Annotated in this window: 16 protein-coding genes; 8 read left to right on the forward strand and 8 right to left on the reverse strand. The window is 70.5% G+C overall.

Annotated elements, in window-relative coordinates; genetic code table 11:
- The 6 genes from IAI58_RS15185 to IAI58_RS15210 are packed head-to-tail and all read left to right on the forward strand — an operon-like array spanning position 1 to position 9178.
- On the forward strand, positions 1-573 hold the full coding sequence (locus tag IAI58_RS15185; RefSeq protein ID WP_207445768.1) for a chemotaxis protein CheW: 573 nt from the start codon (positions 1-3) through the stop codon (positions 571-573).
- Positions 574-577: 4 nt separating this feature from the next.
- Complete coding sequence (locus IAI58_RS15190; protein ID WP_207445769.1) at positions 578-2245, forward strand: methyl-accepting chemotaxis protein; 1668 nt, start codon at positions 578-580, stop codon at positions 2243-2245.
- A gap of 24 nt (positions 2246-2269) precedes the next feature.
- Positions 2270-4489: a hybrid sensor histidine kinase/response regulator gene (locus IAI58_RS15195; protein WP_237182255.1), complete on the forward strand. Its 2220-nt coding sequence runs from the start codon at positions 2270-2272 to the stop codon at positions 4487-4489.
- A gap of 2 nt (positions 4490-4491) precedes the next feature.
- Positions 4492-5571, forward strand: a complete 1080-nt coding sequence (cheB, locus tag IAI58_RS15200) for a chemotaxis-specific protein-glutamate methyltransferase CheB (protein ID WP_237182256.1) — start codon at positions 4492-4494, stop codon at positions 5569-5571.
- On the forward strand, positions 5568-7274 hold the full coding sequence (locus IAI58_RS15205) for a response regulator (protein ID WP_207445771.1): 1707 nt from the start codon (positions 5568-5570) through the stop codon (positions 7272-7274). The genes cheB and IAI58_RS15205 overlap by 4 nt, the downstream gene beginning before the upstream one ends.
- Positions 7275-7276: 2 nt before the next feature.
- Positions 7277-9178, forward strand: coding sequence for a response regulator (locus tag IAI58_RS15210; RefSeq protein WP_237182286.1), 1902 nt, complete (start codon positions 7277-7279; stop codon positions 9176-9178).
- A 14-nt stretch (positions 9179-9192) separates the two neighbouring features.
- On the opposite strand, the gene IAI58_RS15215 is transcribed toward IAI58_RS15210, so the two are convergent.
- The gene (locus IAI58_RS15215; RefSeq protein WP_207445772.1) at positions 9193-9738 is read right to left on the reverse strand and encodes a GNAT family N-acetyltransferase; all 546 of its coding nucleotides are present in this window, start codon (positions 9736-9738) and stop codon (positions 9193-9195) included.
- 322 nt (positions 9739-10060) lie between these two features.
- Complete coding sequence (locus IAI58_RS15220) at positions 10061-11119, reverse strand: glycosyltransferase family 4 protein (RefSeq protein WP_207445773.1); 1059 nt, start codon at positions 11117-11119, stop codon at positions 10061-10063.
- Between the two features lie 188 nt (positions 11120-11307).
- Here IAI58_RS15220 and IAI58_RS15225 point away from each other — a divergent pair, with 188 nt between their 5' ends.
- Entirely contained in the window at positions 11308-13167 is a 1860-nt protein-coding gene (locus IAI58_RS15225; protein WP_207445774.1) for an ABC transporter ATP-binding protein, read from the forward strand.
- A 147-nt stretch (positions 13168-13314) separates the two neighbouring features.
- Here IAI58_RS15225 and IAI58_RS15230 read toward each other — a convergent pair whose 3' ends face one another.
- A complete protein-coding gene (locus IAI58_RS15230) occupies positions 13315-13482 on the reverse strand; it encodes a hypothetical protein (RefSeq protein ID WP_237182866.1) in 168 nt (55 codons plus the stop codon).
- Between the two features lie 238 nt (positions 13483-13720).
- Here IAI58_RS15230 and rpsD point away from each other — a divergent pair, with 238 nt between their 5' ends.
- Positions 13721-14338, forward strand: coding sequence for a 30S ribosomal protein S4 (gene rpsD, locus IAI58_RS15235; RefSeq protein ID WP_207445776.1), 618 nt, complete (start codon positions 13721-13723; stop codon positions 14336-14338).
- A gap of 93 nt (positions 14339-14431) precedes the next feature.
- Here rpsD and aat read toward each other — a convergent pair whose 3' ends face one another.
- The 5 genes from aat to accB form a co-directional block, all read right to left on the reverse strand.
- The gene (gene aat, locus IAI58_RS15240; protein WP_272877180.1) at positions 14432-15088 is read right to left on the reverse strand and encodes a leucyl/phenylalanyl-tRNA--protein transferase; all 657 of its coding nucleotides are present in this window, start codon (positions 15086-15088) and stop codon (positions 14432-14434) included.
- Positions 15089-15139: 51 nt separating this feature from the next.
- Entirely contained in the window at positions 15140-15856 is a 717-nt protein-coding gene (locus IAI58_RS15245; RefSeq protein ID WP_207445777.1) for an AcvB/VirJ family lysyl-phosphatidylglycerol hydrolase, read from the reverse strand.
- A gap of 5 nt (positions 15857-15861) precedes the next feature.
- Positions 15862-18516 carry a bifunctional lysylphosphatidylglycerol flippase/synthetase MprF gene (gene mprF, locus IAI58_RS15250; protein WP_207445778.1) on the reverse strand — a complete coding sequence of 885 codons (2655 nt, stop codon included), beginning with the start codon at positions 18514-18516 and terminating at the stop codon, positions 15862-15864.
- Between the two features lie 138 nt (positions 18517-18654).
- On the reverse strand, positions 18655-19998 hold the full coding sequence (gene accC, locus IAI58_RS15255; RefSeq protein WP_207445779.1) for an acetyl-CoA carboxylase biotin carboxylase subunit: 1344 nt from the start codon (positions 19996-19998) through the stop codon (positions 18655-18657).
- Between the two features lie 10 nt (positions 19999-20008).
- Positions 20009-20485, reverse strand: coding sequence for an acetyl-CoA carboxylase biotin carboxyl carrier protein (accB, locus tag IAI58_RS15260; RefSeq protein WP_207445780.1), 477 nt, complete (start codon positions 20483-20485; stop codon positions 20009-20011).
- Positions 20486-20524 lie beyond the last annotated feature (39 nt).

The raw sequence follows: 20524 nt of genomic DNA on the forward strand, positions 1-20524 counted from the left end.
ATGCCCCTCCGCATCCTGCCGCCGCATGAGACCGGACCTGACCGCGCCACCCGCATCCTGGATGCCCGTACCCGTCAGCTGGCCTCGCGCGGCGCGCGGCGGGCCAGCGGCCCGGTCAGCGCGCCACTGCTGCTCTGCGCCCTCGGCGTCGAGACCTATGGCCTGCCGCTGAGCGGCGTGGCGCAGGTGGTGCCCTTCGCCCCCTGCACCCCCGCCCCGGGCCAGCCTGCCGCCATGCTGGGCTTCCATGGCCGTGCCGGGCAGATCTTCCTGGTGCTGGATCTCGCCCTGGCGCTCGGCATGGCCGCGCCCCCGCCCGGCGGGCATCTGCTGCTGCTGCGCCAGGGCGGGCGCCGCTTCGCCCTGCGGGTGGACCGTGCCCTGGCCACCGCCGGGGCCCTGCCGGTCGTCGAGGCGGAGAGCGGCCATCGCGCCGCGCCCGGCCCGGTGACCAGCCATGTCATGGCGCCCGCCGGGCTGGCTGGCCCCGCCCCTGTCCTGACCGGCGTGATCGACCCGGAACGCCTGCTGCGGCCCTTCCTGGCCAGCCCCGCCCCCTCTCCCGGAGCATGACGTCTTGAGCATCGCCAACCGCATCCTTCTTGGCTTCTCTATCCTCGTGCTCATGCTGGTGCTGCTGGGCGTCTACGGGCTGAACCAGATCGGCGTCGTCACCTCCGGCACCGACACCATCGTCTCACGCGACCTGGCGCTGCTGCGGCAGCTGACGCAGTTCCGGGATGCCGAGGGCGCCATGCAGGAGAAGCGCAGCCGTGCCGTCACCGGCTTTCTGCTGCAGCGGTTGGATGGCACGGCGCCGGAGGCCGACCTGGCGCAGGCCTGGCAGAGCGATGCCGCGCGCGCCGATGCCCTGCTGGCCGAGATCCTCTCCACCGCCAACCGCTACGCGGCCACCGGCGTCTCCGCCCAGCGTGTGGGCGGCTGGCAGCAGGTGGCGCAGCTGCTGAACCAGGCGGCGCTGCCGCTGCGGCAGCTGCGGGAGCAGACCCAGGCACAGTTCCAGGCCATCCGGGCCGGGGACCAGGCCGCGGTCGTGTCCGCCGCCAGCGCCATCGCCGCCCAGCGCGCCGATCTCGGCCAGATGATCGACCGGACGCAGGAGGTGCTGAACAGCGTCATCACCGCCGGGCAGCAGCGCAGCGCGCAGATCTATGAGGAGAGCCGCTTCTCGGTGGTGCTGGCCCTGATCGGCTCGGTCGTGCTGGGCCTCGTCATCGCCCTGCTGATCCGCCGCTCCATCGTCAACCCGCTCTCGGCCTTCATGGAATTCGTCGAGCGCGTGGGGCGCGGCGACCTCTCCGGCCCCCCCGCCGCCACAGGGCGGGACGAGCTGGGCCAGCTGGGCGCCACGCTGAACGAGATGGTGGACGGCCTGCGCCAGCTGGCGCGCCAGAGCCGCGATGCCACCAGTGACCTGAACGCCGCCGCCGCCGAGATCCGCGCCAGCACGCAGGAACAGGCCGCGAGCGTTGAGGAGCAGCTGGCCGCCGTGCAGGAGACGGCCGCCACGGTGGACGAGATCACCCATTCCGGCACGCAGATCGGCAAGCGCGCGCAGGAGGTGATCGCCTCCGCCCAGGCCACCGCGCAGACCTCCGGCGCCGGCCTCAGGGCGGTGGACGAGACGGTGCGGGCGATGGACGCCATCCGCGACCAGGCCGAGGCCGTGGCCACCAATATCGTGGCGCTGAGCGAGAAGACGCAGGCCATCGGCGAGATCATCACCACCGTCAACGACATCTCCGAACGCTCCCACCTGCTGGCGCTGAACGCCGCGATCGAGGCGGCGGCGGCCGGCGAGCAGGGCCGCAGCTTCTCGGTGGTGGCGGCGGAGATGAAGACGCTGGCCGACCAGGCGAAGGAGGCCACCAGCCAGGTGCGCTCGATCCTCGGCGACATCCAGCGCGGCATCAATTCCTCAGTCATGCTGACGGAAGAGGCGGTGAAGCGCGTAGCCGCCGGGCGGGAGCGCACGGACACCACCCACACCACCATCAGCGAGATCACGGCCCGCATCCAGGAAAGCGTGCAGACCTTCCAGCAGATCGTCGCCAGCACCAACCAGCAGCAACTGGGCATCGAGCAGGTGATGAGCGCGCTGCAGAACATCCGCCAGGCCAGCCAGCAGACGGCGGCGGGCACGCGGCAGCTGGATATGGCGGCGGCCAATCTCTCCCAGCTCTCGGCGCAGCTCGTCACCCTCGCCGACCGCTACCGCATCTGAGGCGGGGAGCGGAATCCCTTGCCGATGTCGGACCTGCGCCGGGAGCTGCTGGCGGCCTTCGATGCCGAACACAAGGAGCATCTGGGCGCCATCCGCGCCGCGCTGGATGCGGCCGAGCGTGGCGAGCAGGCCGACCTGCGCGACATCTTCCGCCGCGCCCATAGCCTGAAGGGCGCCGCGCGGGCGGTGGACCTGCCGGTGGTGGAGGAGGTGGCGCACCGGCTGGAGGCCGTGCTGGCCCGCGTGGCGGAAGGCGCCATGGCGCTGGACGCGCGGGTGGCGGCGGGCGTCCAGGTGGGGCTGGACGGGATCGAGGGCTATGTCGCCGCCCTCTCTGGCGGGGCCGCGCCGCCGGTGCCTGCCGCCGCGATCGCCGCGCTGGATGCGCTGCTGGGCCAGGGGGCGCCGGCCGGGTCCGCGCCTTCAGGCCAGCCGCAGCCGCCCTCGGCGTTGTCGCCGGCACCTGGACCGGCCGCCGAACCCGCCGCCCCGGCGCCCGCCGGCCCCGTCGAATACCTGCGGGTGAATGCCGAGCAGATCGAGGCCCTGGCCGGCGCGGTGCATACGCTCTCCGAGGAAGTGGCGCATCAAGGGGGACTGGAGGCGGAGCTGCGGGACCTGGATGCCTCGCTCTCCACCCTGCGCCGCAATTGCGAGGCGATGCTGCGCCCTGGACAGAATCAGGCGCCGGCCCTGAGCGAGGTGGTGCGGGGCCTGGACGGGCTCTCCCGCCGCGTTTCGCGGCTGGCGCGTCAACAGCACGCCGCCACCTTCTCCGCCGAGGCCGCCGCCCAGCGGGTGCGGGAACAGGTGGAGGCGATCGCCCTGGTGCCGGCCGAGACGGTGCTGGGGCCACTCGGCCGCATGGCGCGCGAGCTGGCGCGAGAGCTGGGCCAGGATGTGGCGGTGCGGCTGGAAGGCATGGAGATCCAGGCCGACCGCCGCGTGCTGCAGACCCTGAAGGACCCGGTGCTGCATCTGCTGCGGAATGCCATCGGCCACGGGGTGGAACGGCCGGAGGAACGCCGCGCCCGTGGCAAGCCGGAGCGCGCCGAGGTGGTGCTGCGGCTCTCCGGCCGGGGCGGTTTGCTGGTGCTGAGCGTGATCGATGACGGGCGCGGGCCCGATCTGCCGCGCATCGAGGCCACCGGCATCCGCCAGGGCCTGCTGCCGGACCGCGCGCCCGATGCGCCGCCGCCGCCATCCGACCGGCTGCTCTCCCTGGTCTTCGAGCCCGGCTTCTCCACCGCGGCCGAGGTGGACCGGCTTTCCGGCCGCGGCATGGGGCTTTCGGTGGTGGCCGAGGCGGCGCGGCGGCTGCGTGGCGGGGTGCTGATGCGGCCGCGCCGCCGGGGCGGAACGGTGGTGGAGATCGCCGTCCCCTTCTCCGCCGCGCGGCAGAAGGTGCTGTTGGTGGAGGCCGGGGGCCTGACCTATGGCCTGCCCAGCCATGGCGTGGAGCGGCTTCTGCGCCTGCCGCTGGCGGCGGTGGAAAGTGTCGAGGGCCGGCCGGTCACGCGCATCGCGGCGGGGGGGCGAGACGTTATCGCCCCCGTGATCGCTCTCTCTGCCCTGCTTGGTTCATCCCAGGCCACGATTCCGGTCGAGGCCGGCCATGTGAACGCCGTGCTGCTACGCCGTGGCGAGCGCCACTGCGCGCTGGCCGTGGATGCCATGCGCGATGTCCGCACCTTACTGGTGGACAGCCTGGATGCTCCGGGCCTCGATACCGAACTGCTGAGCGGCATCGCCCCGCGGGAGGGCGAAGCCCCTGCCCTGGTGCTGAGCCCGGAAGGGCTGGTCGGCCGGTGGCTGCGGGACGAGGGGCACCTGGCCTCCGGCACTCTGGGCCTGGCCCCGGCGGAGGAACGCGCTTCCGCCACCATCCTGGTGGTCGATGACTCCATCACCACCCGGACGCTGGAGAAGAGCATCCTGGAGGCGCAGGGCTACCGCGTGCTACTGAGCGTGGACGGGCTGGAGGCCCTGAACCTGCTGCGCAGCGGCGATGCGCTGGTGGACCTGGTGGTGGCGGATGTCGAGATGCCGCGCATGGATGGCTATGCGCTGCTGCAGGCCATCAAGACCGACCCGCGCCTGGCGCCGCTGCCGGTGATCCTGATGACCTCCCGCGCCTCGCCCGAGGATGTACGGCGGGGCCTCGATCTCGGTGCCGGCGCCTATATCGCCAAGCAGAAATTCGATCAGCGGGAACTTCTGGCCACAATCGGCCAGATGCTGTGAGCATGGCCGAGCCTGTCCTGACGCCCCTGGGGCACCCGCCCGTCCGCGTGATGATCGTCGAGGATTCGCCGGTGGTGAGGCGGCTGCTCGCCCATATCATCTCCGGTGACCCGCGCCTGATGCTGGCCGCCGCCGTCGGCTCGGCCGAGGAGGCGCTGCGGGAGCTGCCGCGCGTGCGGCCGGATGTCATCTCGATGGATATCCGCCTGCCCGGCATGGACGGGCTGGAGGCGACGCGCCGGATCATGGCGGAGCAGCCCACGCCCATCGTCGTCATCGCCGGCAGCGTGCAGGATTCCACCTTCGGCATCTCCATGAACGCGCTGCGGGCCGGCGCGCTCTCCGTCGTGGAAAAGCCCGTGGGGATCGAGACCGGCGGGCATGAGCAGATCGCCGAGACCATCCGCACGCAGCTTTACATCATGAGCCAGGTGCCGGTGATCCGTCAGCGCACGCTCATGCCCCCCCGCCCGCTGCGGGCGGAGCTGGCGCCGCGCCCGCCACAGCAACCCTCCGTCCTGGCCATCGCCGCCTCCACCGGCGGGCCGCCGGCACTGGCGCAGGTGCTGGGCGCGCTGCCGGCCGGTTACCCGCTGCCGGTGCTGCTGGTGCAGCATATGGGCGCCGCCTTCATGGAAGGCTTCGCCAGCTGGCTGGACGGGCTGGTGCCCCTGAAGGTGGCGCTGGCGCAGGAGGGCGAGGCGCCGCGCCCCGGCCATGTGCATGTGGCGCCGGGAGACCGGCATCTGCTGCTGACGCCCCAGGGCCTGTTGCGGCTGAGCCATGAGAGGCCGCTGGCCAGTCAGCGGCCTTCCGCCACCCTGCTCTTCCGCAGCGTGGCCGAGGCGGTGGGCGACCGTGGCCTGGGCGTGCTGCTGACGGGTATGGGGGAGGATGGCGCGGTGGGGCTGGCGGAGATGCGGCGGGCCGGCGGCTATACCATCACCGAGCATGAGAGCACGGCGGTCGTCTATGGCATGCCGGCGGCGGCCGTGCGGCAGGGCGGCTCCAGCCTCAGCCTGCCGCTGCCGGCCATCGGACCGAAGCTGCTGCAACTGACGCGGCGGGAGGCACGGGAATGAGCGGCGGCCGCGACGCCATCCTGCTGGTCGAGGATTCCGAGACCCAGGCCCTGCAGATGCGCCGGCTGCTGGAGGGCGAGGGCTTCGCCGTGCAGCGCGCCGCGACGGCCGAGGCGGCGCTGGAGGCGCTGAACGGCCCCCTGCCCGACCTGCTGATCGCCGACTACCACCTGCCCGCCATGAATGGCGATGAGCTGGTGCGGCGCGTGCGGCTGAACCACCGCACCCGCGCCATCGCCGTGCTGATGCTGACGGAGGCGCGGGAGCGGGAGCTGGAGCGTCAGGGGCTGGAGAGCGGCGCCGATGCCTATGTGCCGAAATCGGCCGGGCAGGACCTGCTGCTGCTGCGCATCAAGGCCCTGCTGCGCCGCCGCGCCGGGGATGTCCCGGCCGAGGCGCCGCCGGCCGCCGCGGGGGACAGCGCCTTCCGCCCCAGCCGCCTCCTGCTGGCTGAGGGCAGCCCGACCCAGCGCCTGGCCCTGGCCGCCCAGCTGACGCGGGAGGGCCATGCGGTAGAGGCCGTGGGCGACTCGGAAGCCGCCCTGGCCAGGCTGGGCGCCGACCCCGACGGCTGGGACGGCGTGCTGCTGAATGCCGCCACCGCCCAGTTCGACGGCGTGGCGCTGGTGGAGCGCCTGCATGCCTTCCGCGGCGAGACCGGCGCCAGCTTCCAGGTCGTGGCCCTGGTGCGGGAGACGGGGGTGGACGGCGCGGCGCAGGCCCTGCCCGCCCGCCTCTTCGCCGCCGGCGCCGATGAGCTGATCCCGAGCCCGGCGCCGCCGGAGACGCTGAACATGCGCCTGCGCGCCGCGCTGCGTCGCAAGCTGCTGCTGGATGAGGAGCGGCGCGCGGCGGCGGAATCGCGCGAGCGCGCGCTGATGATCGAGCGCGCGCAGGCCAAGGCCGCGATGGCCGAGGCCCTCTCCCGCGCCAATGAGGAGCTGGAGGCCGCTAACCAGCAGCTGCGCGAGACCCAGACCCGGCTGGTGCAGGCCGCCAAGATGGCCTCTCTGGGCGAGCTGGTGGCGGGCATCGCGCATGAGATCAACAACCCTCTCGCCTTCATCCTGGCGCATCAGGGCACGGTGGACCGGCTGCTGCGGCAGATGGAGACGCTGATTCCGCCCGAGGCCGAGGCGACCCCGATCATCGCCCGCTGCCGCGACCGCATCGGCTCCATGACCCTGGGGCTGGCCCGCATCCAGGATCTCGTGGCCAATCTGCGGAAATTCTCCCGCCGCGATGACGGCGCCTTCCAGCGCATCAACGTGCCGGAGGCGGTGGAGACGGTGCTGACCCTGCTCGGCCCCAAGCTCGGCGACCGGCTGGTGGTGGAGCGCGACCTGCAGGGCGCGGCGGAGCTGGTCTGCCTGCCGGCGCTGCTGAACCAGGTGGTGATGAACCTCATCGGCAATGCCGCCGATGCCATTCCGGGCGAGGGCCGCATCACCATCGCGACCCGCAGCGACTGGAAGCAATACACCATCGAGATCCGCGACAGCGGCCCCGGCGTGCCGGAGGGTTTGCGGGAGAAGGTCTTCGAGCCCTTCTTCACCACGAAGCCGATCGGCCTGGGGACTGGCCTCGGCCTCGCCATCGCCTACAATGTGGTCGCCGCGCATGAAGGCGCCATTACTGTGGGGCAGGCGCCCGAAGGCGGTGCCTGCTTCACGGTGAGCGTGCCGATGCGAACCGAAGCGTGAGTATGCTGAAGATCATGACGCCACCGACCGGGAGCGAGGAGAGGCGGGGCACCCTGCTCGTCGTCGATGACGAGCCGGAAATCCTGACCGCGCTCCAGGACTTGTTCGAGGAGGATTTCCACGTCCATGCCGCGCATTCCGGCGCGGAAGGGCTTGAGATCCTGCGCCGGACGCCGGAGGTGGAGGTCATCATCTCCGACCAGCGCATGCCCGGCATGACCGGCGATGTCTTCCTCGCCCGGGCGCGGGAGATGAGCCAGGCCGAGGCGCTGCTGCTGACCGGCTATGCCGAGCTGGACGCGGTGATCAGCGCCGTCAATCGCGGCCGCATCGCCTTCTATGCCCCGAAGCCCTGGGACCCCGGCTCGCTCCGCAGCATGGTGTTGAGCGCGCTGGAGCGCCGCCGCCTGACCCGCGCGCTGGAGACCGAGCGCGCCCTGTTGCGCGGGCTGCTGGATGCCTCGGCCGATCCGCTCTCCTTCAAGGACACGGAGGGGCGCTTCATCCGGCTGAATGCCGCCAAGGCACAGTCGCTTGGCGGCCGTGTCGAGGATCTGCTGGGCCGGCGGGAGACCGATCTCCTGCCCTCCGAGCAGGCTGCGGCCCTCGCCGGCGCCGAGCGGGAGGTGATGCGAAGCGGCCGGGGCACCGACCGCGTCGGCCAGCTGAGCGGGGATGGCGGGACGCGCTGGATGCGCGTGCAGCGCCTGCCGATCCTGGACCGCGATGGCCGACCGACCCATCTCGCCACCATCGAACACGACCTGACCGAGCAGCGTATGTTGGAGGAGCGGCTGCGCCAGGCGGAGAAGATGCAGGCCCTCGGCACCATGGCCGGCGGCGTGGCGCATGACTTCAACAATCTGCTGACCGCCATCCTCGGCAGCCTGGACCTGGTGCTGCAATCCGGCACCAATCAGGGCCGGCAGGAGATGCTGCTGAAGACCGCCATCACCGCGGCCGAGCGTGGCTCCGCCCTCACCCGCCGGTTGCTGAGCTTCAGCCGCAAGCGGGAGCTGCAACTGCGCCCGACCGATGTGAACCGGCTGGTGCAGGAGATGGACGGGCTGCTCAGCCGCAGCCTGGGCGAGCAGGTGGAGGTGGTCCGCCTGCTGGCGCCCGATCTCTGGCCCGCGCTGGTGGACCAGGAACAATTCGCCCTGGGGCTGCTGAACCTCTGCATCAACAGCCGTGACGCCATGCCCGAAGGCGGCGTCGTCACCCTCTCCACCCGCAACGCCTCGGTCGGCGAGGATGAGGTGCCGGACCTGCATGCCGGCGACTATGCGGTGCTGGCGGTGGCCGATACCGGCCAGGGCATGTCCCCCGACATCATGGTGAAAGCCTTCGAGCCCTTCTTCACCACCAAGGAGGTGGGCAAGGGCACCGGGCTCGGCCTCTCCATGGTCTATGGGCTGGCACGGCAATCCGGCGGAACCGTCACCCTGGCGAGCCAGCCGGGCCATGGCACAGTGGTCGAGGTCTATCTGCCACGCTCCGAATGGCCGGCCGCCAGCCGGCAGCAGCAGGAGGGGCAGGCGCCGGCCTGCCAGTCCTGTAGGGTGCTGGTGGTGGATGACGACGCCAGCGTGCGCGGCATCACCACCACCTTCCTGAACGAGCTGGGCCACCAGACGCTGGAGGCCGCGGACGGCGCCAGCGCCCTGGCGCTGCTGGAGGGTGATGAGGCGGTGGACCTGCTGGTGACGGATTTCGCCATGCCCGGCATGTCCGGGGATGACCTGGCCGCCAGGGCACGGGTCCGCCGGCCGGGACTGCCGGTGCTGCTGCTGACCGGCTACGCCGACCCGGCCAACCGTTCCTCCCCCTATCCCGTGCTGCGGAAGCCCTTCCGGCAGACGGAACTGGCGCGGCAGGTGGCGGCGGTGCTGCGCGGCGCCTGAGGCGCCGCCGGCTTTCAGAGCGGCGGCCCCTCCTGCAGCACCAGCTGCAGCAGCACCAGGTCCAGCCAGCGGCCGAATTTGCAGCCGACCTGCGGCATCAGCGCGACGCGGCTGAAGCCCAGTTTCTCGTGCATCCGCAGCGACGGCTCGTTCGCCGCGTCCACCGCGGCCACCATCACATGCTTGCCGAGGCTGCGTGCCTCCTCCAGCAGCGCTGCGACCAGGGTCTGGCCGATGCCTCGCCCGCGCGCGTCGGCATGCACATGCACGGAATGCTCGACCGTGTGGCGATAGCCGAACCACCCCGGACGGAAATCCCCAAAGCTGGCGAAGCCCAGCACCGCGCCGGTGCGCGGGCAGGCCGCCACCAGGATGGGGAAGCCGCGGGCACGCCGCTGCTCCATCCAGGCCGCCCGCTGCTCCAGCGTCTCCGGCGCATCGGTATAGATGGCGGTGGTATTGGCGATGACGTCGTTCTGGATGACGAGGATGCCCGGCAGGTCGGCTTCCTCGGCGAGGCGCAGGATCCAGCCGTCGCTGGTATGCGGCAGCAGGGTCATGGAATGCCTCCCGGCATAAGGTGCGGGGCCGTGATCAGCAGCCTGGCCAGAGCCAGGCCATCCGGTCCCGACCTTCCGGACAGGCGGTTGGGAACCGGGGCTTGGTTATACATGCCTACCTGTAGCCGTGCTGATGAAGGGCCAACCGGAATCACGTTTCCGTTAACGACAAGGCTTAGCACGGCATTTCACGCCAGCGGAGTAACATTTTTCGCGAAGACCTATCCTTACGAAAGTCTTCACGAATACGGCAACGCAAAAGGCGGGCCTGAGTGAAATCCCCGCCCGCCCTTATTGATCCGCGCCGAATGAAGGGAGCGGGTTACTCGGCCGCCACCATCATCTCCGCCACGCGGCTCTGCGCCAGTTCCTCATACAGAGCGACGTAGTCTTCCGCCATCCGGCGGGCGGTGAAGCGCTGCTCGAACCGCGCGCGCACGGCGGCACGGGGGAGGCTGTCCAAGCGGCCCACCGCCCCGATGGCATCCTCCATGCTCTGGACCGCGAAGCCGGTCACGCCCTCATCCACCACCTCCGGCACCGAACCGTGGCGGAAGGCGATGACGGGGGTGCCGCAGGCCATCGCCTCGATCATCACGAGGCCGAAGGGCTCCGGCCAGTCGATCGGCGTCAGCAGGGCCTTGGCGCCGGAAAGGAAGGCGGGCTTCTGCTGCTCGTTGATCTCGCCGATGAACTCGACCAGCGGGTGGTCCATCATCGGGCGTATCTTCTGCTCGTAGTAGTTCACGTCCACCCGGTCCACCTTTGCCGCGATCTTGATCGGGGTATTGGTGGCGATGGCGATCTCGATGGCGCGGTCGCAGCGCTTCTCGGGCGCGATGCGGCCGAGGAAGGCCAGATAGCCCGGCGCCGTGTCCGTGCGCGGGGTCAGCAGCTTCTCCGGCAGGCCATGGTAGATGGTCCGGGCGAAATTCGCCTGCGGCAGCGGCTTGCGCTGGTCGTTGGAGATCGACACCACCGGTATGTCCCGGAAGGCATCGAAGACCGGCTGCAGCTCCGGCAGGTCCAGCCGTCCATGCATGGTCGTCAGGAAGGGCGTGCTCTGCCGCGAGAACAGCGAGAAGGGCAGATAGTCCAGGTGGAAGTGCAGCACGTCGAATTCGTGCCGGCGGCGGTACACCGTCTCCAGCATCATGGTCAGCGGCGCATTGGTATCGCGCACCGAGGGGTCGAGGCGCAGGGCCTTGGCGCTCATCGGCGCCAGGGTGGCCGCGGTCACCGAATCCCCGCTGGCGAAGAGCGTGACCTCATGGCCGAGTTCCACCAGGCTCTCGGTCAGGTAGGAGACGATCCGCTCGGTGCCACCGTAGAGCTTCGGCGGCACGGCTTCCGTCAGGGGAGCGATCTGAGCGATGCGCATCGGGTTCCGGTCTCCGTCCTTGTTGAGCCTGATGCGCAACTTGAAGGACGAATGCGGTTTGGATTCGGCAGACATCGCCATGATTTCGACGCGATGGGGTTGTTACGTCGCTCGCAACGTGGAAGCGGCGCGGAGATCATGCGCTTGTGTGCCGCGGAGCCCACTCTCAGGAGGCGCTGACTTCTCCCATGCAGCCCACCGGTACCAAGCCCGCCAAACATCATCCCAGCTCCACCGGGGCTGTCCGCCACCAGGGCGAGCCCGAGGTGCTGCGCTATGCGCGCCGCCCCGTCGCCTTCCTGTTCCGGCACCTGCGGCCGCATGCGGGGTCGCATCTGGTCATCATGCTGGCGGTACTGGGCGCGGTCGGCTGCTCCGTGGGCGCGAATTACGCGGTCAAGCACCTGATCGACACCCTCTCGGGCAATCCGTCCCAGATCGCCGCCACGGCGGTCTGGACCGCCTTCGCCATCCTGGCCGGCATCATCACGGCGGATAACATGCTCTGGCGCGTCGGCGGCTGGATCGCGGCGGACCGCTTTCCGAGGGCCACGGCCTCCATGCGGGCGGAGCTGTTCCGCCACCTCTCCGGCCATGCCCCCGGCTATTTCGCGAACCGCTCGGCCGGCACGCTGGCCAGCCGCATCAGCGCCACCGGCACCGCCGCCTTCACCCTGCTGCAGAACTTCACCTGGCATACCGTGCCGCCCGCCGTCGCGGTGGTGCTGGCCATCGGCTTCCTGGCCAGCGTGGACCCGATCATGGCGGGCTGCCTGGTCGTGGCCGCCGGCACGCTGGCAGCCGGCGTCGCCACCCTCGGCCGCCGGGGCGAGAAGCTGCATGACAGCTTCGCCGGCCGCGCTGCCGCCGTGGATGGCCAGCTGGTGGATGTGGTGCAGAACTTTGCCCTCGTCCGCGCCTTCGGCGCCTTCGGGCGGGAGGGGACGCGGCTGGACCAGGCCCTGGCCGCCGAGACCGGCGCCCGCCGCGCCAGCCTGCGCTACCTGGAGAAGCTGCGGCTGGTGCATGGCGCCGCCACGGCGGTCCTGACCGCCTGCCTGCTGGGCTGGGCCGTGCATCTCTGGCAGATCGGCCGCGCCACCACGGGCGACATCGTGCTGGTCTGCACCCTCGGCTTCACCATTCTGCATGCCAGCCGCGACCTGGCGATGGCCCTGGTGGACCTGACGCAGTATGTGGCGCGGATGCGGGAGGCGCTGGCCGCCCTTCTGGTGGCGCATGACATGCCGGATGTGGAGAACGCCACCAACCTGGAATCCCCGGCGGACCGCCCGGTGGGCGAGGTGATCTTCGATGACATCACCTTCCGCTACCCCGCCGCCCCCGCCGGCAGCGAGCCCATCCTGCGGCATATGCAGCTCGCGATCCCGGCCGGGCAGAAGGTCGGCATCGTCGGCCGCTCCGGCGCCGGCAAGTCCACCCTGCTGACCCTGCTGCAGCGCCATGCCGCGCCGCAGGAAGGCAAGGTGGCGATCGATGGCCAGGACATCGCCCTGGCGACGCGGGAGAGCCTGGCGGAGATGATCGCGGTCGTGCCGCAGGATGTCTCGCTCTTCCACCGCTCGGTGCTGGAGAATATCCGCTACGCCCGCCCCGATGCGACGGACGAGGAAGTGCTGGCCGCCGCTGAGGCCGCCCGCTGCCGCGAATTCATCGAGGCGCTGCCGGAAGGCTTCGACACCATCGTGGGCGACCGCGGCGCCAAGCTCTCGGGCGGACAGCGGCAGCGGCTGGCGATCGCCCGCGCCCTGCTGAAGAACGCGCCGATCCTGCTGCTGGACGAAGCGACCTCCGCGCTCGACTCGGAGAGCGAGGCCGAGGTGCAGGCGGCGCTGGACCGGCTGATGGAAGGCCGCACCGTCATCGCCGTAGCGCACCGTCTCGCTACCCTGTCCAACTTCGACCGCATCGTGGTGATGGATGCCGGCCAGGTGGTGCAGGATGGCTCGCCGGAGATGCTGATGCGCCGCCCCGGTCCCTATCAGGACATGGTGCGCCGCCAGTCCGAGGCACTGATGGCGGCCTGAGCCGCCCCGGCCGGCCGGAACCAGGGGAAGGCCCGTGCCTTCCCCTTTTTCATGCCCGCAGCGTCATGCCAAGCGCCGCCGGCGCCGCGTCGGCGGCGCTTGGCCCGGGTCAAGGCTCCGGGCCCGCCGCAGCCAGGCCGTGGCGCCTCAGCCGTTCAACCCGGCCTGACGCGCCAGCCGCCTGGCCAGCCAGTAACCCAGCAGGCCGGAAATCGGCGCCGCGGGCAGCACCAGCAGCCAGCCGGCATGGACGTTGTTGACCACCAGCCCCAGCCCGATCCCCAGCATCAGCCCACCGACCAGGCTGCCCGTCACTCCGGCTGTCAGGCCCAGGATCAATAATTGTGCGCGTGTCACCATGAATCGGCAGTAGGCGGCGGCGGCAGGTTTGACAAGCCGCGCGGCCGGCGGCTAAACGCCGGCTCCCTTCCGGGAAAGCGGGTGCAGGCCAGTCCTGCGCCCCGCCCTTGGCATGCCCGCCCTGGGACTACCGGGACAATCAGCGACACCCGGCCATCAAGGCGGGGGCGCATCAGAACAAGGAGCCCGCCGCATGACGAAGCGCGCGGAAAGCAAGTACAAGATCAATCGCCGCCTCGGCGTCAACCTGTGGGGCCGCGCCAAGTCCCCCATCAGCAAGCGCGAGTATGGCCCCGGCCAGCACGGCCAGCGCCGCAAGCAGAAGCCGACCGACTTCGGCATCCAGCTGATGGCCAAGCAGAAGCTCAAGGGCTACTACGGCAACATCGGCGAGAAGCAGTTCCGCAAGTACTACGAAGAGGCCGTGCGCCGTAAGGGCGACACCTCCGAGAACCTGATCGAGCTGCTGGAGCGCCGCCTGGATGCGGTGATCTACCGCATGAAGCTGGCGATGACGCCCTTCGCCGCGCGCCAGTTCATCAACCATGGCCACATCACGGTCAACGGCAAGCGTGTGAACATCCCCTCCTACCTCGTCCGCGACAATGACGTGATCGAGGTGAAGGAGAAGTCGAAGCAGCTGGTCGCCGTGCTCGACGCCGCCCAGTCCGGCGAGCGCGACGTGCCGGAGTATCTGGAAGTGGACCACCGCCAGATGAAGGGCCGCTACCTGCGCGCCCCGAAGCTGTCGGACGTGCCCTATCCGGTGCAGATGGAACCGAACCTGGTGGTCGAGTTCTACTCCCGCTGATCCGGTGGAGGGGGTCCGCCCCCTCCCCCACGGGATTGCCGCTCCGGCGGATCGAAAGGCGCTTCGGCGCCTTTCGTTGTTTTCAGGCTGGCCTCAAGGGGCGGCGCGCATGGCGCGGATCTCGTCCTCCAGTCCCTCGGGCGCCGGCAGCCAGCGGGCCGGCACTTCCAGCGCCAGCGCCAGCCGCTGGCGATAGGCGGTCCGGGGAATCTCCATCGCGCCGAACTGGCTCAGATGCCCGGTGAGGAACTGGGTATCCAGCAGGGTGAAACCGCCCAGCCGCAGCCGTGCCACCAGATGCACGAGCGCGACCTTCGAGGCATCGCGCACCCGGCTGAACATGCTCTCCCCGAAGAAGGCGCCGCCAAGCGCCACGCCATAGAGCCCGCCCACCATCCGCCCCTGCTGCCAGACCTCGATGGAATGGCCCTGGCCGCTCTGGTGCAGGGCGTTGAAAAGCTGCTCGATCTCCGGGTTGATCCAGCTGTCCTCCCGTCCCGGTGCCGGGGCGGCGCAAAGGGCGATGGTCCGGGCGAAGGCGGTATCGGCCGTGACGGTGAAGGCGCCGGAGAGCACGGTGCGCGCCAGGCGGCGCGGCAGGTGGAACCCGCCCAGCGGCAGCACGCCGCGCATTTCCGGGTCCAGCCAGTAGAGCTGCGCGGCCGAGCGGGACTCGGCCATGGGGAAGAGGCCGGCGCGATAGGCCCGGACAAGCAGCTCAGGCGTGATATGCACGGTATGCCTGGACACGGCGCCTATGATGGGCCTGAACTCCGCCCCCGCGCCAGCACCCAACGCCGGTCACGCCGGGCGGGGCGGCAGGCGGGCATAGATGCGTTCGGCCAGGGCCGTGTAGTTCTCGTCGAAATGATGTCCCCCCTTGATGCCGATCACCTGCGCGGGTGGGGAGGGAAAGGCCAGGCAGCCGGTTTCCGCCTTCTCATCCGTGCCATAGATGCATTGTACCAGCTCCGGCGGCAGGTTCGGCACATCCGGCAGGGTCGGCACCGCCGTGGGGCGCGCGAAGCCGATGAAATCGCCGATCCTGATCTCGAAGGCCGCTTCCCTGGCGAAGGCCAGCAGGGAGATCAGCACCACGCGGTCCCGTGTCTCCTGCCTCAGGCGGGGCCAGGTGCCGGGTATGATGTCGGCGCCGAAGGAATAGCCGATGATGGCCACCTTCGGGATCCCCCACTTCTCCACGTAGAGCGCGACGACACGGTCCAGCTCGGCCGCCACCTCCTCCGGCCGGCGGCGGGTCCAGAACCAGTTCAGGCAGTCGAACCCCACCACCGACATGCCGCGGTCGCGGAAGTTGCGGCCGAGGGTGCGGTCGATATCCCGCCAGCCGCCATCGCCGGAGAGGATGATGGCGAAGACATCGCGGCGCGGGTTCCGGGTAGCGGGCAGCTCGATCAGCCAGCGGGAGGTATCGCGCTGCGCCAGGGCCGGGCGGGCCAGCAGGCCCGTGGCCAGCCCGGCGCCGGCACCGGCCAGCAGAAGGCGCCGCCGCATCATCCTGATCATTTCCCGATCACCCCTCGCAGCCCGCCCGATTGCAGCGCCGCCACATCCGCCAGCACCACCCAGGGGTCCAGCCCCCCCGCCGCGCAGAGGTAGCGTGGCTCCCAGACGGGATCGAACTTCTCCTTGAAGGCCCTCAGCCCCCGGAAGTTGTAGAAGCGCTCCCCACGATGGAAGACCAGCCCGCCCAGGCGATACCAGATCGGCGCCAGCCGGTGGGCGGCCAGGCCGGACAGTGGCGCCATGCCCAGGTCGAAGAAGGCATAGCCCTGCTCCTTCGCCATCAGCAGCAGGCGGGTGAAGAGGAAGTCCATGGTGCCCGGCGGCATGTCCGGGCGGTGCCGCATCAGGTCCACCGACATGTCGCTGCGGGTGCGCGGTGTATCCAGCAGCGTGGCGAAGGCGATGACACGCCGGTCCGCCCCGCGCACCACGGCCAGGGGCTGGCTGGCCACGTAGTCAGGCTCGAAGGCACCCAGCGAGAAGGCCTTCTCCCGCGCCTTGTGCTGCTCCAGCCAGAGACGGGAGACTTCCTCCAGCTCCGGCAGGATCGGTGGCACGTCCTCGGGGCGCAGCAGCTCAAAGGTGACACCCTCCCGCTCGGCGCGGTTTATGGCGGTCCGGAGCGGCTGGCGGGCCTTGCCCTTCAACTCGAAGCTCGCGAGGCGGACCCGCGCAGCCTCCCCCAGCTTCAGCGGCTGCAAACCGGCATCGATATAGAGCGGCAGTGTATCCGGCCGGACCTGATAGAAGGCGGCGCGCCCGCCCTGGGCATCGGCCAGCTCGACGAAGCGCCAGACCAGCTCCATGCGCCGCTCGGCCGGGCCCACGGGATCGTAGAGCGCGATCCAGGAGCGGCCACGCCGGCCATACATGATGAAGGCATCGCCTTCCTGCGCCATCAGCAGCGCCTTGTCGCCCATGCGGACCAGGTTGGCATCGGCGCGGTCCTGCGCCTCCACGATGGCCACGGCATGGGCCAGCTCTTCCGGCGTGGGGCGGGCAATGCGGGCCTGCGCGGGGCGCAGCAGGGTCCAGAGCCCTGCGGCGCCGGCCAGCAGTACCGTGGCGAGGGTGACGCGCATGGCGCGCGGCGCATTCTCGTCCAGCTCGAAACGCCACCAGAGCTGGCGGGAATACTCGATATCCCGGTGCGCGAAGAACAGCAGCCAGACCGCGGCGGCCAGCACGCAGGCGACGGCCAGCCACCAGCCAGGGGTGAGGCTGGGTGTCAGCATCCGTGCCCGGCGGTCGAAGCGGCGGCGGGAGGTCAGCAGCGCCACGGCCAGCAGGGCCAGCAGCGACAGTTCCAGGAAGCCGCTGCCGCGCAGGGTGGAGAGCACCAACCCGCCTAGCGCCAGCAGCAGTGCCAGCCACCAGGCGCCGTCCAGCCGGTGCGCCAGCCCATAGGCCACGAAGAGCAGCGCCAGCCCGCCCACCGAGGAGAGGAGGTGGGAAGCCTCGAAGAGCGGCTGCGGCACCGGCAGGTTGAAGCCGGGCTCGAAGACATCGACGGGCGGCGCGATGCCGCCCATCACCAGCGCGGCGCCCGCGCCGAAGGCCAGCACGCCCAGGAAGCGGGGCATCAGCCGGGTGGAGGCGCGCAGCGCCCTGGCGCCGCCCTTCAGGGCGGGGATGCGGTGCCGCAGCTCGAAGCCCGTCAGCAGCACCACGGCCATGATCAGCGGAAGAAGAAAGTAGATGGCGCGGTAGAGCAGCAGGGCCGCCGCCACCTGGTCCAGCGGCACCGGCCCATCCTTGAAGGCGAGCAGCACAACGGCCTCGAACACGCCGATCCCGCCGGGCAGGTGACTGAGGGCACCCATGGCGATGGCCACGACATAGAGCGCGGCGAAGGAGGACAGCCCCACGGTGCCCTCCGGCAGCAGCAGCCAGAGCACCACTGCCGCGAGGCCGAGGTCGGTGATGGAAATCACCGCCTGCGCCAGCAGCAGCTTCAGGCTGGGGACGCGGAGGGTGATGGGCCCCAGCCGCAGCGCCACGCGCCGCCGCCGCCCCGCCACGGCGATGCCGGCCATGGCCAGCAGGCACAGCCCCGCCAACACGCGCAGCAACGGCGCTGGCAGGCCGAACCAGTCCTCCATCTGGCCGGCTTCCAGCAGCACGCCCAGGGCGGCCACGAAGAAGATGCCGATGCTCAGGCTGGCGGTGACAAAGACCAGGATCCGGGCGATCTGGCTGGGCTGCACCCCGGCGGCGGCATAGATCCGCCAGCGCACCGCGCCCCCGGTGAAGGCCCCCACCCCCATGGTATTGCTGAGCGCGAATCCGCAGAAGGCGGCCAGCGCCCCGATGCGCGGCGGCACCGGCGGCTGCGGCCCCACATGCCGCAGGGCCGAGAGGTCGTAGCCGATCATGGCCGTGTAGCTGAGCGCCGCCACCGCTACCGCCGTGGCCAGCAACCCCGTGCTCTTGGACGCCAGCGCCGCGGCGACCGCCCCGTAATTCAGCTCCTGCGACAGCTGATCCAGGGCGAAGAAGGCTATGGCCGCCATCACCAGCCCGGCCGCCAGCAGCAGGAAGGGCTTCAGCCGCGCCAGCCCCTGCACGCCCGCCTCGGTCAGCGGCGGCGCCGCATCCTTCGGGTCGCCGCGCAGGGTCTCGCTCGGCTCGGTCGTGGTGATTCCGTTCATCAGGACTCCCGCATGGCCAGACGACGCGACGGTACGGCCGGCCGTTACCGCACAACGGGAAGGCCGCGCGGGGGATGCCCGATTCAGATGGCTGGAGCGTGAAGTTGAAGTGGCGCGGCGGGAACCCCCGCCGCTGCCTTAGTCCTTCAGGCCGACGAAGCGTTCCAGCCAGTGGATGGTGTAGTCGCCACTCTGGAACTGCGCGTCGTCCATGATGCGCTGGTGCAGCGGCAGGGTGGTGCGGATGCCGTCCACCACCATCTCCTCCAGCGCGCGGCGCATCCGCGCGATGGCCTCGGCGCGGGTGGTGCCGTGCACGATCAGCTTAGCCACCAGGCTGTCGTAGTTGGGCGGCACCGAATAACCGGAATAGAGCGCGCTATCGACCCGCACCCCCAGCCCGCCCGGGGCGTGGAAGGTCGTCACCCGGCCCGGGGAAGGCACGAAGGTCTCCGGGTCCTCGGCGGTGATGCGGCATTCGATGGCATGGCCGCTGAAGCGGATATCTGCCTGGGTGTAACCGAGCCTTTCGCCTGCGGCGATGCGGATCTGTTCCTTCACCAGATCGACGCCCGTGACCATCTCGGTCACCGGATGCTCCACCTGCAGGCGGGTATTCATCTCGATGAAGGAGAACTGGCCGTCCTGCCACAGGAATTCCAGCGTGCCGGCATTGCGGTAGCCGAGCTTGGAGAGGCCCCGCGTCACCTGGGCGCCGATCTCCTCGCGCTCATCGGGCGTCAGGGCGGGAGAGCCCGCTTCCTCGACCAGCTTCTGGTGGCGGCGCTGGAGCGAGCAGTCGCGCTCCCCGAAATGCACGACATTGCCGTACATGTCGGCCAGCACCTGCAACTCGATATGCCGGGGGCGGTCGAGGTACTTCTCCATGTAGACGGCGTCGTTGCCGAAGGCGGCCTTGGCCTCGGTGCGGGCGACGCGCCAGGCTTCCTCCAGCTCGTCTGCGCTGTGCGCCACCTTCATGCCGCGCCCGCCACCGCCGGCGGCGGCCTTGATCAGCACGGGGTATTTTACCTGCTCCGCCACCTCCCGCGCCTCTTCCAGGCTGCCGAGCGCGCCGGCGCTGCCGGGGACCAGGGGCACGCCGAGGGAGCGCATGGCGTCCTTGGCGGCAATCTTGTCTCCCATCATGCGGATATGCTCGGCCGTCGGGCCTATGAAGGCCAGGCCATGCGCTTCCACCATCTCGGCGAAGTCGGCATTCTCGGACAGGAAGCCGTAGCCGGGATGGATGGCCTCGGCGCCCGTGATATGCGCGGCCGAAAGGATGGCCGCCATGTTCAGGTAGCTGTCGCGCGCCAGGGGCGGGCCGATGCAGACGCTTTCATCCGCCAGCCGCACATGCATGGCGGTGGCGTCGGCCGTGGAATGCACGGCGACGGTGCGGATGCCCATCTCCCGGCAGGCGCGGTGGACCCGCAGCGCGATCTCGCCGCGATTGGCGATCAGCACCTTCTTGAACATGGCGATCGCCTTACTCGACCACCAGCAGCGGCTCGCCGTATTCGACGGGCGCGCCACTCTCCACCAGGATACGGGTGACCGTGCCGGCCTTGGGGGCCTTGATCTGGTTGAAGGTCTTCATGGCCTCGATCAGCATCACCGTCTGGCCGGCGGCCACCTTGGCGCCGACGGTCACGAAGGGCTGCGCCCCCGGCTCCGGCGCGAGGTAGACCACGCCCACCATCGGCGAGGTGATGGCGCCCGGCGTGGCGGCCGTGACATCCGTGGAGACAGCGGCAGCGACCGGCGCGGCGGGCGCCGGCGCGGCAAGGGCGGCCGGGGCAGCCATCGGGGCGGCGGCATACTGCACCACCGGCGCGGCGGCGATGGTGCGGGAGACGCGCAGGCGGCTCTCCCCATCCGCCAGCTCGATCTCGCTCAGGTCGGTGTCCCGCAGGATCTGCGCCAGGGCGCGGATGGCCTCCGGGTCGAAGGAAATGCCGCTCATGCTACCTCGTTTCGTCTCGCCGCCACTGCCTCCCGCATC

Source organism: Roseomonas marmotae (genome assembly GCF_017654485.1).
GTDB classification, from domain to species: domain Bacteria; phylum Pseudomonadota; class Alphaproteobacteria; order Acetobacterales; family Acetobacteraceae; genus Pseudoroseomonas; species Pseudoroseomonas marmotae.